At 65.6% G+C, this 16,595-nt stretch carries 15 protein-coding genes; all 15 read right to left on the bottom strand.

Going from position 1 to position 16,595, the window contains the following annotated elements:
* Positions 1-21: 21 nt before the first annotated feature.
* On the bottom strand, positions 22-555 hold the full coding sequence (locus tag PW947_RS10595; protein WP_299631462.1) for a hypothetical protein: 534 nt from the start codon (positions 553-555) through the stop codon (positions 22-24).
* Positions 552-1,970: a cation:dicarboxylase symporter family transporter gene (locus tag PW947_RS10590; protein WP_299631461.1), complete on the bottom strand. Its 1,419-nt coding sequence runs from the start codon at positions 1,968-1,970 to the stop codon at positions 552-554. Before PW947_RS10590 ends, PW947_RS10595 begins: the two co-directional genes overlap by 4 nt.
* Positions 1,967-2,677, bottom strand: coding sequence for an amino acid racemase (locus PW947_RS10585; protein ID WP_299631459.1), 711 nt, complete (start codon positions 2,675-2,677; stop codon positions 1,967-1,969). Before PW947_RS10585 ends, PW947_RS10590 begins: the two co-directional genes overlap by 4 nt.
* A 12-nt stretch (positions 2,678-2,689) precedes the next feature.
* The gene (locus PW947_RS10580; protein WP_299631458.1) at positions 2,690-3,964 is read right to left on the bottom strand and encodes a cation:dicarboxylase symporter family transporter; all 1,275 of its coding nucleotides are present in this window, start codon (positions 3,962-3,964) and stop codon (positions 2,690-2,692) included.
* Positions 3,965-3,982: 18 nt separating this feature from the next.
* Positions 3,983-4,969: an ABC transporter substrate-binding protein gene (locus PW947_RS10575; protein WP_299631457.1), complete on the bottom strand. Its 987-nt coding sequence runs from the start codon at positions 4,967-4,969 to the stop codon at positions 3,983-3,985.
* 14 nt (positions 4,970-4,983) lie between these two features.
* Entirely contained in the window at positions 4,984-5,268 is a 285-nt protein-coding gene (locus PW947_RS10570; RefSeq protein ID WP_299631456.1) for a hypothetical protein, read from the bottom strand.
* A 10-nt stretch (positions 5,269-5,278) separates the two neighbouring features.
* On the bottom strand, positions 5,279-5,665 hold the full coding sequence (locus PW947_RS10565) for a DUF4280 domain-containing protein (protein ID WP_299631455.1): 387 nt from the start codon (positions 5,663-5,665) through the stop codon (positions 5,279-5,281).
* A 2-nt stretch (positions 5,666-5,667) separates the two neighbouring features.
* Positions 5,668-6,399 carry a toxin-antitoxin system YwqK family antitoxin gene (locus PW947_RS10560; RefSeq protein WP_299631453.1) on the bottom strand — a complete coding sequence of 244 codons (732 nt, stop codon included), beginning with the start codon at positions 6,397-6,399 and terminating at the stop codon, positions 5,668-5,670.
* Positions 6,400-6,412: 13 nt separating this feature from the next.
* Complete coding sequence (gene tssI, locus PW947_RS10555; RefSeq protein ID WP_299631608.1) at positions 6,413-8,302, bottom strand: type VI secretion system tip protein TssI/VgrG; 1,890 nt, start codon at positions 8,300-8,302, stop codon at positions 6,413-6,415.
* A gap of 46 nt (positions 8,303-8,348) precedes the next feature.
* Positions 8,349-11,054 (bottom strand): type VI secretion system ATPase TssH, encoded by a 2,706-nt coding sequence (tssH, locus tag PW947_RS10550; protein ID WP_299631452.1) that lies wholly within the window; start codon positions 11,052-11,054, stop codon positions 8,349-8,351.
* A 5-nt stretch (positions 11,055-11,059) separates the two neighbouring features.
* On the bottom strand, positions 11,060-12,187 hold the full coding sequence (gene tssG, locus PW947_RS10545; RefSeq protein ID WP_366146107.1) for a type VI secretion system baseplate subunit TssG: 1,128 nt from the start codon (positions 12,185-12,187) through the stop codon (positions 11,060-11,062).
* Complete coding sequence (tssF, locus tag PW947_RS10540) at positions 12,184-13,938, bottom strand: type VI secretion system baseplate subunit TssF (RefSeq protein ID WP_299631450.1); 1,755 nt, start codon at positions 13,936-13,938, stop codon at positions 12,184-12,186. The genes tssG and tssF overlap by 4 nt, the downstream gene beginning before the upstream one ends.
* A 1-nt stretch (position 13,939) precedes the next feature.
* A complete protein-coding gene (tssE, locus tag PW947_RS10535; protein ID WP_299631448.1) occupies positions 13,940-14,395 on the bottom strand; it encodes a type VI secretion system baseplate subunit TssE in 456 nt (151 codons plus the stop codon).
* Between the two features lie 93 nt (positions 14,396-14,488).
* Positions 14,489-14,980, bottom strand: coding sequence for a type VI secretion system tube protein Hcp (locus PW947_RS10530; protein WP_299631447.1), 492 nt, complete (start codon positions 14,978-14,980; stop codon positions 14,489-14,491).
* 98 nt (positions 14,981-15,078) lie between these two features.
* Positions 15,079-16,575 carry a type VI secretion system contractile sheath large subunit gene (gene tssC, locus PW947_RS10525; RefSeq protein WP_299631445.1) on the bottom strand — a complete coding sequence of 499 codons (1,497 nt, stop codon included), beginning with the start codon at positions 16,573-16,575 and terminating at the stop codon, positions 15,079-15,081.
* Between the last annotated feature and the right edge of the window lie 20 nt (positions 16,576-16,595).

Genomic DNA, 16,595 nt, shown 5'->3' with positions numbered 1-16,595 from the left:
TCATGGGATGTCCCGCCACTGTCATTTCACCGCCGAAACGGCGAACGTATTGGTATTCAGCGTCACGGCGATATCGCCGTTGAACTGTTGGATACGCACGCGATGCGCGCCCGAATCCGCATAATTCGCAAACAGGAACGCGGCCGACACACGCGGCCGGTCGAAGCTCTTGCCGGTCAGCTCGACGCGTTGTCCAGGCACCAGTTCCCAGCTTTTGACCTGCAACGACTTCGGGAACGTGCTCACCAGATCGTCGCGCGCCGCGAACCACTTCGACGCGGGCAATTCCGCGATCCGCGCGACCATTGTTTCGTCGGTGATAAACACCACGTCGATAGCGACCGGGCTGTTGTTGTTCACGTCGTCGGAGGCCACCAGCGTGATGTGATCCCACGCCACCTTGTCGCCCTTGAAGCCGATCGACGCACAGCCGCTCGACAGCATCGCGACGCCGGCCATGCAGCCCACCAGCAGCGCCGTTCGTACATATGCGACCGCCGCCGCGCGGGCTCCGTGCGCCTGTGTGTTCTTCAGAAACGCTTGCCGCTTCGTCATTTCGCCCCTACCCCTACACCCATCAAGACAATCAGCGCCGCCGCGAGCATCACGCAGCCGCTCGCGACAGCCAGTTGCGCGCGCGTGAACGCAAAGCGCAACACCGCGGCCGCATCGCCGCGCGCACCCGCATCCACCAGCGGCGCGCGCTCGGCCGGCAGGCCGGCCGACACCAGCGCCACCACCGCGCACACCGACAGCACGCTCACCACGTTGCGCGGACCTTCGCAGATCGGATCGATGGCGAGCAGCAGCACGCCCGCGGCTTCGACCGGCAGTTGCAGCGCCGACATCACGATGCCGACGCACGCAATGCCCGCGACGCCGCTGCGTCCCGCCGACACCAACGCGGCCACCGACGCCAGCACGACCGTCATCAGCAGCTCGCCGACGCTCAGCGGCCGGTCATACAGGTTCGCGATAAAGGCCGTGGCCAGCGAGAAATACAACGCCGATCCCGCGCGCACGAAGACGCTGCCGAACGGCACCATCAGTTCCGCGATGCCGCGGCTGAAGCCCAGCCGCGTGCTCATCGCTTCGATCGTGTGCGGGATCGGCGCGGTCGCGCTGCCCGAGGTCAACGCGACCAGCAGCGGCGGCTTCATCGCCGCGATCAGACGGCCCGGCGACACGCGCGCGCGCGCGCCGATCACCGCGAACGTGACCGCGCACAGCAGCGCCGCGCCGCCCAGAAAGGTGACGAGAAAATCGCTCATCGCCGCGAGGGTCGCCGGTTCGGTCTGCGCCGCGATATGCGCGGCGGTGCCGAAGGCCAGCACCGGCAGCAGCAGATTCGCGTATTCGATCAGCGCTTCGAGACTGCGATAAATGCTTTCGAAGACGCTGTGCAGCACGCGCGTGCGCTCGCCGGACAGCGTGGCGAACGCCATCCCGAACAGGATCGTGCCGATCAGGATGCCGAGCACATTGCCGCTCGCCAGCACCTGATAAAAGTTGTCGGGCACGACATCGCGCAGCGTCAGTCCGGTCGCCGATGCCGCCGTGTGGTTAACGCCGAACAGCGTGACGCGCAATTCTTCGGCGTCGCTCGCGCTTTGCAGCACGAGCCGCCCGAGTTGCCGGTGCGCCGCATCGGACAGATGCTGGCCAGGCGCAACCAGCGCGCCAATCACCGTGCCGCCCGCCGCGCACACCACCACCACGGCCGCCGCCAGCATCACCATCGTGCCGATCCGCAAACCCGGATGCGACAGCAGCAACAACTGGCGCAGCCCGAAAAACATCGCGACCACCAGCAGCGGCACAGCCGCCATATTGACCAGCGACAGATACAACTGACCGACAAAAAAACCGAAACCGCCCACCGGCGGCGCGAACGCACCCGCCAGCGCGCCGAGCGCAAAGCACAGCAGCAACCCCAGCGTGCTGTTCGAGAAGCGCTTCAGAGCGATCATTGGCGCGTATTCCAGCCCCGCGCCAGACCGTACGAGACGGTCGCGCGCGCGAGTTCGAGCGTGCTGTCGATGAGTTGCATCGGCGGCGACGCGATGCGTCGCGCGGCGAGCGGAATCTCGGTGCAACCCATCACCGCCGCGCCCGCGCCGTGCTCCGCGAAATAGCGTAACGCGGTCTCCAGCGCTCGCGCCGATGCGTCGAGATCGCCCGCTTTCACCGCGTGAATGCAGGCGTCGATCTGCGCCTGCGCGTCGTCGTCCGGGACGACCGGTTCGATCTCGCTACGGCGCAAAATCCGTTGATACAGGCCGGAACGCAGCGTGCCGCCCGTCGCCAGCACGGCGACGCGCTGCACGCCTTGCGGAATGGCCGCGACGCATGCCTCGGCGATGTGCAGGATCGGCGCCTCGCTGCGCTCGCGCAACGCGTCGTACCAGTAGTGCGCCGAATTGCACGGAATCGCGATCAGCCCGACCCGGTTGCGATTGAGGATGTCGATTCCGTCGAGCAGCGCGGGCAACGGGTCTTCGCCCGCCATCAGCATCGCTTTCGAGCGGTCAGGAATATGCGGCAGGTTCGCGACCAGCATCGGCAGATGATCCTGATCGCGCGACGCGCCGGCGTGACTCGTCAACTGGATGACGCGTTCGAAGAAATCGACCGTCGCAAGCGGACCCATCCCACCGAGAATGCCAATCATCGTCATGCGGATGTCTCCTCAGATCTTCAGCGGACGCGGGCAGATGATCGTGACCGCCGCCGTATTGCCGATCACGAGGATCAGCGTGCGCAGCATGTCGCACAGAGGATCGACAGCGAGGAACAGAATGAACGCGGCTTCGAACGGCAGGCTCAGATACACGCAGGTCATGCCGATCAGCGACACCGTGACAAGCCCGGTCATACCCGCCGAAGCAAAGCCCGCCAGCACCGACGCGAGCAGCACCGTGCAGACTTCGACGAAGCCGAGCGTATGTCCGTACAGTTGCGCGATGAACAGCGTCGCGCACACGTAGTACACCATCGGGCCGACGCGCAGCAGCGACACGGTCAGCGGCACCATCAGTTCGACGCGCGCACGGGCGAAGCCGAGATCGTCGACGAGACTTTCGATCATGCTCGGCATGCAGGCCGCGCTGTTACGGGTGGCGAGCGCGAGCGCAAACGGCGCGCGCAGTGCGTCGAGGGTCTTGCCGAGCGAGTGGCTGGAGCGCTTCCAGATCACGATCGCGGCGAGCGTGAGCAGCACCAGCGACACGACGAAGAACGCGATCACGAATTGCAGCATCGCGTGCAGCGGACCGACGCCCGATTTGCCCAGTTGCGCAGCGCTCATGCAGAAGAGGATCAGCGGCAACGGATAGCTGAGCCAGTGCATCAGCTTCTGGCACGCCTGATAAATGGTTTCGAGCGCCTGGCTCAGGCCCACCGAAATCCGTTCCGGCACGCGGCCGACCGCGAGGCCGAACAGCAGCGCGAACACCAGCGCCTTCAGCGCCTCGCCGTTGGCGAGCGCGGCGAAGATGTTGGTCGGCACGAGGCTGGTCAGCACGTCGTACAGGCTCACGCCCTTGACCGGCGCATCCGTGCCGTACAGGTTCATCACCGTTTCGTTCGACGTTGCGTCGTTGCCGACCATCATCCCGAAGGTGTGCATCGTCGCGGCCGACAGGTTCGTGCCGGGGCGCATCACCAGCAACACCAGCGCGCCGATCACCGCCACCGTCAGCGACGCGCCGACGAACACGCTCAGCACGCGCAGCAGCAGACGCGACGTGCCGCCGTCGCGGAACAGCCGTTGCAGACTGAAAATCACCGCCGACACCATGAACGGCAGCGTGGTCATTTTCAGCAGGTTCACGTAGATGTCGCCGACGATCGAGAAACGTTGCGACAGTTCCGGCCACAACAGGCCGAATGCGCCACCGATCGCGAGGCTGCCGATCACCGCCCACGGGTTCACGGCCAGTGCGTAAATCTTGTTCGAATTCATGGATCTACCTGGAACCGGTTAGTCGTTGGAGGCTTGCAGCAGGGTCATCACGTCGATCTTGCCGGTCCGCTCGGCGAGGAACTGGTTGACGTATGCGAGCAACGCAGGCGCGCAGACGTTCACACCGATCGAGATGGTGTCGTCGAGGTCTTCGAGCGTAATGACGCGCAGGCGCAGCGACGCGGTCGGATCGACTTTCAGCACGTGCTTGACTTCGAATTCGTCGCGATACGCGGCGGTCACTTCACCGGCGGACAGGCCCTTGAGCAGCGCATCCCAGCTCGGGAAGCTGACCACTTTCGCGTGCGGGAAATTGCTCACCACGTAGCTCGCGTACGACGAATTGAGCACCACGCCGATCGTGCCGTCGTAGTTACGCACCACGTCGGGCGCCGGACGGCCGTGCGCGAGTTCCGCGAACTTGACCCGGTTCAGCAGCAACGCGCGATGCAGGCGGATATACGGCGCGCTGAAACTGACCACTTCGGCGCGCGACAGCGTGCGCGACAGCTTGCTGATCGCGAGGTCCGCGCCGCCGTTGGCGAGCAGCGTGACCACGCCGTCGAAGCTGCGGGCGTCGCGATTGAAGCGCACCTTCACGCCGAGTTTCGCGGCGAGTTCCTTCGCGATGTCGATATCGATGCCGGTCAGCTTTCCGTTGACCTCCTGGAAAAACGGCGGCTGATCGACACCCAGCACGGCGACGACCAGTTCGCCGCGCGCCGCGATGCGCGCGAATTCCGGCGTCAGCATGCGGCCGTCGGGCATCTTGACGAGGCCGGTCGCGGTGGTCGGGAACGACGCGATCGACGTCGCCGCGTCGGGCGTGGCCGCCGGTGCGGCAGCGGCAGGCGCCACGGTCGCGCCAGGCACGGCCGATGCCGCGCAGGCCGGCGCACTGACGAAGGCCGCGCCACAGGCGAAGGCAACGGTGGCGGCGAGCGCCGCAGTCCAGCGCGCGAGGCGTCGCTTGAACAGGAGAGAGGACGTGGAAAGAGACAACATCTGGAGGACCGATATCAGTAGTTGGAAGAGTCGGACGCCGACGATGCAGGCGACGCGAGAGATGCGCCGCTCATCTGGTTATCGGCAGACGCGGCGGGAAGCGCAGGGGCAATTGCGGTGGTATCGGTGGCGAGCGCGGCGGCGGATGACGTCGAGCCGCTTGCCACGTCGGCCTGATGCGGCGCGACGAAGCGCGCGCCGATCTCGAAGCCGAGCAGAAACAGCAGCGCGCATAACAGCACCGCGCAGCCGATCGCGATCGTTACCATCCGCGAAGTCATCGTAAAAACGTATTGCATCTGCATTACCTCAGGGAATCTGGGTCGTGAATTGCGCGGGCGTGGTGATCGAAATCACGCCGCCCCACATGCACATCAGTTTCGAATCGTTGTTCAGCGCCGGCAGGTTGCCGATCAGCACAGTGGGCGAGCCGGGTGCCCACGGCGCGGCCGTTGCCGGGATGCACGCCATCGGCGTCAGTGCGCCCAAAGCGGCGGCGGTCGCGGCGATCACCATCGGATTGCCGGTGCACGAGCACATGCCGAACGGCATCACGTTGAGCATCGGTACGTAGTCCATCACGGTCGCGGCGGGTGCGCCGGCCATCACGCCGGGCGTCGGCAGCACCGTCAGCGACGAAGGCGCGACGCCGAAGGTGCACTGGAGCATCGAGCCGGCTGTCACCTGCAATCCCATGCTTATCCCCTCATCCATTTTTCGAGCTGACGAACCATCTTCGGCGGGCCGTTGTCCGCCGCGTTCGTCGCCGTCGTGACCGGGGTTTGCCATGCGCCGAGCGGCTTGCCGTTCGCGTAGCGCCGTTCGCTGACCACCTGACCGTCCGCACCGAAGCGGCGCACGGTGCCGTGCAGCAGATCGCGACGGTACGGCGCGCTCAGCACCAGCGCGCCATCGGCGGCGAATTCGCGGGTTTCGCCTTCGAGCATGCCGTCGAGGTAATTCGCACGCCGCACCACGGCGCCGTCGTGCAGATAGACCGCCTCGCGCTGCAACTTGCCCGCTGCGTAAAACGTCCGCGACGTCATCAGGCCGGAACGCGCGTAAGACGTCGCCTCGCCGTTCAGCACGCCGAGCGCGTAATGACGGCGCGCGGCGATTTGGCCGTCCTGATACGTCGTGGTCGGACCGTGCAGCACACCCGCTTCGTAATGCGACTCCTGCAACGGCACGCCGTGTTCGTCGTACATCCGCGACGGACCCGACAATTTTCCGGCGACGTAATGCGCATGCAGCAGGCGTACGCCGCCCGCGCCGAAGCGCAACGTGTCGCCGTGCGGCACGCCGTTCAGCATCGACGTGCGCGCGACGAGTTCGCCGGCCGCGTTGTGTTCGTCGATCACGACCACCCGCGCGCTGTCGTCGGCGACGGCGGCGGGGTTGGAAGCGAGGCTGGACAGAGCAGGGGTCATGATGTCGGCGTAATCAGTTCAGTTTGACGAGGCCGCCCTTGAGCGTGAGCATCGCGCCCCCGTCCACGGTCTGGGTCGCCGACGCCTTGCTCTGGATCTCGACGCCCTGATTCGTCAGCGTGGTGCCGGCCTTGTTCGTCAGCGTCGTGCCGGACTGCGCCGTGAGCGTGGTTCCAGCCTTCAGCGTGATGGAACCGCTGACGTCGATCACCAGATTGCCGCTGACCTTCAGCGTGTAATCGCCCGTCGTGGTATGGCTGAACGCCGCGTGACTGGTGTGCGTTTCGTCGCCGGTCACGTCCACCGCGCGGGTGCCCTTGACCGTGTGCGTCTCGTTGCCGGTCGAAACCGTCAACGTGCGATTGCCTTTCTTCACGGTATGCGAATCGTCGCCGGCGATCACCGTCGTCGTGAGCGCGTTTTCGATCTCCACGTTCATGTCTTTTTGCGCATGGAAATACAGCTCCTCGCTGTTGAGCTTGTCCTCCATGCGGATCTCGTTGCCGGCCGAGCCGTTTTTCGACGAGCGCGAGCGCATCACGCTTTGCGTCTGCGAACCCGGCAACGTCACGGGCGGCGACATCTGCCCGTTGTAGACGCTGCCGGTGACGAGCGGCCGGTCGGGATCGCCGTCGATGTAGCTGACCACCACTTCCTGACCGACGCGCGGCAGGAACAGATGCCCCCATCCCGCGCCCGCCGACGCCTGCGCGACGCGCACCCAGCACGACGCGTTTTCGTCGGCGGCACTGGTGCGGTCCCAATGGAACTTGACCTTGATGCGGCCCAGCGAATCGGTCCAGATTTCTTCGCCGGACGAGCCCGTCACGACCGCCGTATGCGTGCCGGCCACCAACGGGCGCGCCGTCGTGCGCGGCGGACGGAATGCGACGGTGGCGGGGAATACGTCGAAGTCGTTGTCGTACTGGTCGTTCGACGCGCGATGCTCGACGCGACGCACCACGTAAGCGACGTTGAACGCGCTGTTGCCGTGTCCGGCGAGCGTGACCTTGGTCCCGGCGCACAACGCGAAACAGGCGCTGGCGGCGTGACCGGTCTGCTGATCGACCTGCTGCGCGGCGAGTTGCACCGTCGCCGCGCGCGCGCCGTCCGACGCGTTCGCATAACGTCCGGGGAATTCGTAGCGGATACCGGTTGCGCCGTTCGCGGCCGCCGTCGAGGACGCGCTCAACGTGTTCGCGCTCTGGTAGTCGTAATCGCCGGAGATGAACTCGGCGGCAACGAGGCCGGTGGACATTTCGAAGCGGCTCACGCGCTCGCTGGCCGCGTGCATCAGCGAATCGCCGGAAAAGCGCAAGGTTGCGACGTCGCCCGCAGCATGCGCGGTGGCGCTGTCGGCGAGCACCATCGTGTGCGCGCCGTTCGCGAACGTGAAGAAGTAGAAGATCCCTTCTTCTTCCATCAGACGCGTGATGAACTGCAACGCGCTTTCGTCGAACTGCACGCAGTATTCGCGCACCGCGTAAGTCCCGCCGATCTTCGCATCGAACACGACGTTGAAGCTCGACAACACCTGCTCGATGATGTCCGGCGCGCTGAGGTTCTGATAGATCGCGCGGTCGCGGCCGAGCGACAGCAGCCACAGCCGCGGCGCGAGTTCCGCTGAGTAATAGCCGTCCGTCGCGGTCGCGCCCACCTGCGCGAACCGCGTGACGATGCCGTTGAAGTAACGCGTCGTGCCGGACGGGCCGGTCAGCGTCACCGTGGCGTTCTTGCCGACGATCGTGCTCGCGGCGAGCGCGGTCTGCGTCGAGCGCATGCGCAGATCGAAACGAAATGGCGTCGAGATCGCCTCGCTGCCGCCGAACCCGTCGAGCAGCAGCACATCGTCGCCGAACGGCGTCGCGATCGACAGCAGACAGCCCGTCTGCGTGGTCGCCACAGTCGGGTTCGCGGTGCTGCCCAGCGGGGTCGTCGATACGGTCACGTTACGGCTCCACGCGCGGCGCGAAACGGAAGGTCACGCCGCCCGCGCTGTCCACGCCGAGATGCACGCCGCCGAAGCTCTCGCTGACGGAAATCCGTTCGAGCACTTCGCGGGCGAGTTCCGGCAACACCGATTGCGTCAGGATGTGATCCACGTTGCGCGCGCCGCTGTCCACTTCCTTGCAGCGCTCGGTGATCGTGCGCGCAAACGCGTCGTCCCACGTCAGCGGCGCATGGTGATTGCGCTCGAAACGCGCGGCGATGCGCTTGATTTTCAGATCGACGATCGACGTGATCTGCGCGTCGCCCAGGTGGTAGTACGGCACCAGCGTCAGACGTCCGAGGAATGCCGGGCTGAACTGGCGCAGCAAAGCCGGGCGCAGCAACGCGACGAGTTCTTCCGGCGACGGCCGGCGGCCGTTCTGGCAGGCCTGCGTAATCACGTCCTGCGCGGCATTCGACGTCAGCAGGATCAGCGTGTTGCGAAAATCGATCGCAACCCCCTCGCCGTCTTCCATCACGCCCTTGTCGAACACCTGGAAAAACAGTTCGAGCACGTCCGGGTGCGCCTTCTCCATCTCGTCGAGCAGCACCACGCTATACGGACGACGCCGCACCGCTTCGGTCAGCACGCCGCCGCGCCCGTAACCCACGTAACCGGGCGGCGCACCTTTGAGTCCGGAGACGCTGTGCGCTTCCTGAAACTCCGACATGTTCACGGTGATCATGTTGCGTTCGCCGCCGTACAGCATGTCGGCAAGCGCTGCCGCGGTTTCGGTCTTGCCGACGCCGCTCGGGCCGATCAGCAGGAACACGCCGACTGGTTTGGTCGGATCGTCGAGATCGGCGCGGAACGTCCGTACCCGGCGCGCGATCGCGTCCAGCGCTTCGTCCTGTCCGACCACCCGCGCGGCGAGCTTTTCGTGCAGATAGAGCACCGTGTGCAACTCGTCGGCGAGCATGTTGCCCACCGGAATGCCGGTCCAGCCCGAGATCACTTTCGCGACCATTTCCGAATCGACGCACACGGGCACCATCGGCTCGTCGCTGCGTACCGCTTCGAGGCCTTTTTCGAGCCGCGCGAGATTCGCCGCGAGCGACGCGTTGTCGTCGTCGTCCGTCGCCGCTTCCGTGCCGGCGACGTGCTGCGCGATCTTGCGACGCCACGCCAGAATTTCACCGACGGCGTGACGCTCGGTGCCGAGCTTGTCGTTCATTCGCGCGTACTGCGCGCGCTGGTCCTGCAACTGGCGCGACAACGCCGCGATCGCGTCGGCGCGATCCGCGCCGGTTGCCGCTTCGTGGCGCAGGATGCGCATCTGGTTGTCCGCCGCGTCGATCTCGCGGCCCAGCGCTTCGATCTCTTCGGGCATGCCCGCCTGGCCGATCGCGACCCGCGCGCATGCCGTGTCGAGCACGCTGATCGCCTTGTCCGGCAACTGGCGTCCCGAGATGTAGCGCTGCGACAGTTTCACCGCGTCGCGCACCGCTTCGTCCAGAATCTCCACGCCGTGATGCGCGGACAGCTTCGCGACCATGCCGCGCAGCATTTCAATGGCGACCGCCTCGACCGGCTCCTCGACCTTGACCACCTGGAAACGGCGCGCGAGCGCGGGATCGCGCTCGACATACTTTTTGTACTCCGCCCAAGTCGTCGCCGCGATGGTGCGCAACTCGCCGCGTGCGAGCGCCGGCTTCAGCAGGTTCGCCGCATCGCCCTGACCTTCGCTGCCACCCGCGCCGATCAGTTGATGCGCCTCGTCGATAAACAGGATCACCGGCGTCGGCGATGCCTTCACTTCGCTGATCACGGACTTGAGCCGGTTTTCGAATTCGCCCTTGACGCCCGCACCGGCCTGCAGCAACGCCAGATCGAGCGAGCGCACCGATACGTTGGCCAGCGCGGGCGGCACCTGTCCCGCGACGATGCGTTGCGCGAAACCTTCGACCACCGCGGTCTTGCCGACGCCCGCTTCGCCGGTCAGGATCGGGTTGTTCTGACGACGACGCAGCAATACATCGACCAGTTGACGGATTTCCGCGTCGCGGCCGTAGATCGGATCGATGCGGCCTTCGCGCGCCTGCGCGGTCAGATCCACCGTGTATTGCGCCAGCGCGGACGGTCGGCCCTGACCGTTCGCATTGCCATCGAACGACGGCATCGCGGTCGGCCGGGCGGTCGCGCCTGCGGACGCGGCGTGCGCGTCGGGAAGCGTCACCGCACCGCCGCCGTCTTCGGCGGAACCGGCCAGCACTTCGGGCAATGCGTCGCGCAAGCTCGCGCGTGCGATCTTCAGCAGCACCGGCGCGGATTCGAGCAGCATCGCGCGCAGACTGCCCACTTCGAGCAACGCCAGCAGCACCGTGCCCGACCGGATCTGTTGCTCGCCGAGCAGCATCGAACTGAGCAGCCACGCTTCCTGGAACAGCGTCGAAAAATTCGGCGACAACGCAGGCGTGCGGCCATTGCCGCGCTTGAAGTGATCGACCGCTTTTTGCAGTTGCGCGCCCAGTTCCGCCGACGATACGTCGAAGCGGCTGAAGATCGCTTTCAGATCGGGCGCGTCGGATTCGAGCAGTTGCAGCAGCAAATGCTCGACGTCGACGTTGTAATGCGTATTGCGCACGCACAGTTGCGCGGCCTGCTCCATCGCGTATTTGCAGACCGGATTCAGACGGCCCAGCAGCGTGCGGATATCGATGTCCATATGTCTCAGTGACCTTCTGCCTGGCTAGGTTGTGTCGCGACCGTTCCCGGCGCGGATTCAGCGGCGTCGTCGCGCGGTGCGCGCATCGTGACGCTGACGGGGCGAGCGGGCCGCATCGAGCGCGCGACGGGTGCAACGGGTGCGTCGTGCGCGGATTGCGGGTTGCCCCGGCCGCCGATCCACGAGGTCCAGCCGAGCCGCGCCGCACCCGCACCGCCGAGCGCGCATGCCGACACCGGTCGGCTGCGATGCAGCACGAAGGTGACGACGTGGTCCTGTTGCAGATAGCAGCGCACCAGCCACGCCGCGAGCACATGTGCGTCGCCGCCCGGCAGCAGCGCATCGAACAGCGTGTCCGACAGACCGAAAAATTCGAGCCGCAGACCGGCCGCCTGATCCCAGACGCGGCGTCCCAACACGGCGACACCGCCGAGTCGCGGCGCGCGCGTGCCGGCCCGTGTCAGCCGTAGCGTGTCGGCGGCATCGACGGTGCGCCAGCCGCCGACGAACTGCGCGCCGCGCACTTCGACGCCGAGCCGATCGGTCAGCAATGCGAGCAGACCGCTCATCGAACGCGGCGCGCCGCCGAGCAGGCCGGCGTGACGCAGCCACAAGCGTTCGCCGCGTGGACCACGCGGCGCGGTGGCGCGATCGTCGCCGGTCACACCGAGATTGCCGAGCGCATCGAGACACGCGATCAGCGCGGCGTCGTCCGGTGCGCCGCCCTGCAAACCCGGCGCATGCTTTTGACGGCTGCGGTACAGGAACGACAGAAACCGGTGATTGAAGATGTCGAGCAGATCCGCCATCGCCGTCTCGCGCGCGGCGCGGCGGCCCAGCACCATTTCCGTGAAGGCCATCGGCAACGGACCGTTCGCGCCCGCGAGCGTCATCACCGCGGTGCTCAGCGTGTAGGCCGGGTGTTGCGGCGAATCGCCAGCGGATGCCGGCGCGTCGATGCTGCGCACATCGCTCGGATCGAACGCGAGCGCGACGTGCCCCTTCAGACGCACCGCTTCGCCCGTGCCGTCGCCACGGCCGAGCGGGCTCGAACCCGGCTGCGCGCGTTCGAGCAGATGGATCGCCTGGAACAGATCGAAGCCCTGCGGCTGTGCGAGAAGACGGGCGATCAAAGCGTTTGCTGGCAACCGGTCATCGGCTCCCATTGCTTCCATGTTTCGTCTCCACGGCAGACCTTCAGCCGCACGAATGAATTGACCGACGTGTACATCGCAAAGAAGCGCGCGAGCACGGCGCCCATCATCAGCGGCGATCCGCCGACGAACATATCGGCGTCGAATTCGATGCCGACCTCGGTGCCCTGGCAATAGCCGCGCCATGCCTCGCGACCGACGTGCGCGGTCACGCTGCGCGCGTCGATACGCCGGATACCGCGAATCTGTTCCTCTCCGCGCGGGCCGTCCGACGCGAACAGCCGCAGCATTTCCTGCAGCTCGCGGCGGCCCGTCGCACCGCCGACCAGCGAGTGATAGTTGCGCGTCAGCAGCGATACGAGGCGCCACAACGTCGCGCTGTCGAGCGGCGGATTGCGCTGCGCGCTGGGTTCGTACAGACAGCGCACGCGCGTGTTCTGCGACACGCGTTCGACCAGCATCCGCGCGCCGACCGGCACCTGTTCGGCGAGCCGCCGGTTGGTGCACAGCACGTTCGCGTAGACGACCGGCGCCTGCGGCTGCCCGGCGACATTGCCGGCATCGACGAAACCCAGATACATATCGACGCCCGGCGCCTGGCTGCGCACGCTCTGCTCGCGGCGCACCGACCAGAACATGCTGTCGCGCGGCACGTCGGCACGATCGGCGGCGGTGAAACTGGGCAGGCTCACCGCGCGATCCTGCGCCGGGTCCGACGCGATCACGGAGACGATCGAATGGATTTCGGTGATGGCCTCGCGCTTCTGATCGGCGACAAGGCGATATTCGTAGTGCCGCTGGTCGATCAGCAACGGTTCGCTGGTTTGTGCGAACAGGTTGACGATCGGCGTGCAGCCGAGCCGGAAATGCGCCGCGCCGAGCATGCCGAGTCCGCGCGGCGCACGGTCGAGATGAAACACGATCTCCGCGCTGCGGCCCGTGCCGAATGCACCGGCGGGCACATGCAGATCGAAGAAATGAAACTTGCGCGGGAATGCGAAATATTCCTGCATCAGGCTGTACGCCGGATGCGCATGCGCGGGTTGCGGCAACACGCTGTCTTCGGGCGCGAAACCGACTTCGCGCCACGGGTTGCCCGGCAGGAATTTCAGCGCGCCCTGCTGCGGACGCACCGAGACGCCCGCCACGCCAGCCACCAGCAGTTCGTAGAGCGGCATCGTGACAGTCCAGTCACCCGCCAGGTGGAACCGCAACTGCGTGAGTTCGAGTTCGGAGAAATCGACGCCGGTTTCGCATTCGAGCGTCAGGCGCAGCGTCGCATCGTCGCCGAAGACGGCGCGGCTCACGCGCACCGGCCACAACACGGTGTCCCACGCGGTGCGGAAACGGCACGACTCGCCGGCTTCGGTCAGCGCGGTCACGCCCGTATGACGCGGCACGCGATACCCCGCCGTGACCTTGCCGCGCGTCGGATCGAGGTCGAACTGCGCGATCGTCATCGACGGAATGGTCTGAACCAGCGAAGGGCAGACGTTTTCGAGCAACGCGCTGGCAATCTGCGGCGCGGCCTGATCGAGATCGCGATGCACGCGCGCCGCCAGAAACGCGGTGGCTTCGATCAGCCGTTCGGTGTGCGGATCGAGCGATTCGGTGCCGTGCAGCGCGAGACGCGACGCGACCGTCGGATAGCGTTCGGCGAAATCCGCGCCCTGCTTGCGCAGGTACGAGAGTTCGCGCTTGTAGTAATGGAGGATGTCTTCGGCGGCCATGTCAGTCGGCATCCGCCCAGCGCGCGTCGGCCGTACCGTCGTTACGGGGACGCAGCTCGAAAAAGACATGTTCGACCGAACGGTTCACGCGCATCGTGCCGTTGATCGCCAGCACGGCGCGCTGTTCGCTGCCGGGAGGAAACGTGAAGGTCACCTTGACGTCGGTGAGCCGCGGTTCGAACAGCGTAATCGCGCGGCCGACGGCTGCGACGATTGCCTCGCGATCCGGTGCGGAACGCAACGACAGATCGGAGAAATCGGGCAGGCCATAGTCGATCACGGTGCCTTCGCTACGCGCGAACGCATCCATCGTCAGCCGCGAGCGGGCATTCAGCAGGCGCGACAGTTCGCGCGCGACCGATTGCCGGAGCGCGTCGACGCCTTGCAGCCACGCGTCTGCATCTTCGACGAGGCGCTCGAACAGGGGAAGCGGATAACCGTTGGCGATGACCGACATACGTCAAATTGACAGGAAACGGAACCGGTGAAAATCGCCCGCCACATGGCGGGCGATACTACGGATACAGCCGATGCAATACAGAACGAACGGTCAGGCGGCCGGCGTGGCGGCCTTGTTCGTCGACAGATCCCAGCCGAACGGTGCCGTACCGGCCAGCGTCGAATCCGGGTTCTGTTGCGTGTATTGCGAGGTCAGTGCCGAGAAGTTGATCGACAGCGAGTCCATCATGTCGGAGCCGCCGCCGCTCGTGCTGATCGACGCGATCATCGCGTTGCTCATCACGTACTTCATTTGCAGCATGAACTTGCCGCCTTCGTTACGGCCGATCGAGATCGTCGCGTCGCCCAGCTTCGTGCCGGCCGCGCACGCGGCGTACAGCGCGGGCGTCGACTGGTCGGTCAGCTTGGACAGGTTGAATTCCGAAAACGACGGACGACCCATGGTGCGCTCGGTGTTCGCCGTATCGAAGCTCATCGGCAACACGACGCCATGCGAGAACGACATCAGCTGGATGCCCTCCTTGTAGCCGTCGATCAGCGAGTTGCCCTTGATTTCCTTGAATTGAAGGATGATGGTATCCATGACTTGCTCGAATCAGATAAAGGTTGATCGCGGCGCGACGCGGCTGCGAAGCCGGCGTCGCGCAACTGGCGCGCACGCGTTGCCGCGTGCGCCTGAACTCAGGCAGCCGCGCCCGGCAGATCCGCGACGAGGCGGATCGAAGCGGTCAGTTCTTCCATCTGGAAGTGCGGCTTCAGGAAGCAGGTCGCGCGGTATGCGCCCGGCTTGCCCGGCACTTCCGTCACGTCCACGCGCGCCTGGCCCAACGGATAACGCGCCTTCTGCTCGTGCGATGCCGAAGCATTGATCAGCACGTAGCCCGCGATCCAGTTGTTCAGGTAGTTCTCGACATCCGCGCGGGTCTGGAAGCTACCCACCTTGTCGCGCATGATCACCTTGATGTAATGCGCGAAACGCGACGCGGCGAGCACGAACGGCAGACGCGCGGACAGTTGCGCGTTCGCGTTGGCTTCGTCCTTGTTGTAGACCTTCGGCTTGTTGACCGTCTGGCCGCCGAAGAACGTCGCGTAGTTCGAACCCTTCGCGTTCACCAGCGCGATGAAACCGAGGTCGCTCAGTTCCTTTTCGCGACGATCGGTGATCGTCACTTCGGTCGGGCACTTCAGCGTGATATCGCCTTCGTCGGTCTTGTACGCGTGCGCCGCGATACCGTCGACCTTGCCGCCGCCTTCGACGCCGCGAATCGCGGTCGCCCAGCTGTACTTCGCGAACGCGTCGGTGATACGCAGGCCGAGCTGATACGCGGAGTTCGCCCACAGATACTTGCTGTGGTCGGCGCCGTCGACGTCTTCCTCGAAGCTGAACGATTCGACCGGGTTGGTCTTCGCACCGTACGGCAGACGCGCCGCGTAGTTCGGCAGCACGAGCGACACGTAGCGCGAATCTTCGGATTCGCGGAAGCTGCGCCATGCGGCGAGTTCAGCGCTTTCGAAGGTCTTCGACAGATCGCGTGCAACGCCCAGTTCCGTGTACGACTTCAGGTCGAACAGGCTCGGTGCGGCAGCGGCGACGAACGGCGCATGCGCGGCAGCGGCCACGCGCGACACGCGTTCGAGCAGCGCGATGTCCTGCGGATGACGGCCGAACGCGTAATCGCCGATCAGCAGCGAGAACGGATGACCACCGAACGTACCGAATTCTTCTTCGTAGATCTTCTTGAACAGCGTGCTCATGTCGTGATCGACAGCCGTCTCGAGGTCCTTATGCAGTTCCTTCTTCGTGACGTTGAGCAGACGCAGCTTCAGGTTGGTACCGGTCTCGGTGCCGTACACCATGTCGTGCAGACCGCGCCACGATGCTTCGAGCGCCTGGAACTGCGCGTCGTGCATAACCGCGTTCAGCTGGTCGGTCAGCAGGCGGTCGATTTCGGCGACGCGCTCGTTGATCATCGCCACGACGCTCTTGTCCGGGCTCGTGCGCATGCCTTCGTCGAGAATCTGCGAGGCGAGCTGGCCCAGCAGTTTCTTCGCGTAGCTGCCTTGCGACGGCTCGACGGCCATGTTGCCTTCCTGCACGATGCGATCGAGCAGGCTCAGTTCGCTTGCTTGCGTGGTCGCGCCGGCGGCCAGCGTTTCAGCGGAGGTATTCGTTTCCATCTGGATCAATCCTGAGGATA

The organism is Paraburkholderia sp. (genome assembly GCF_028283785.1).
GTDB lineage: Bacteria > Pseudomonadota > Gammaproteobacteria > Burkholderiales > Burkholderiaceae > Paraburkholderia.
This window is presented reverse-complemented; position numbering and strand designations above follow the sequence as displayed.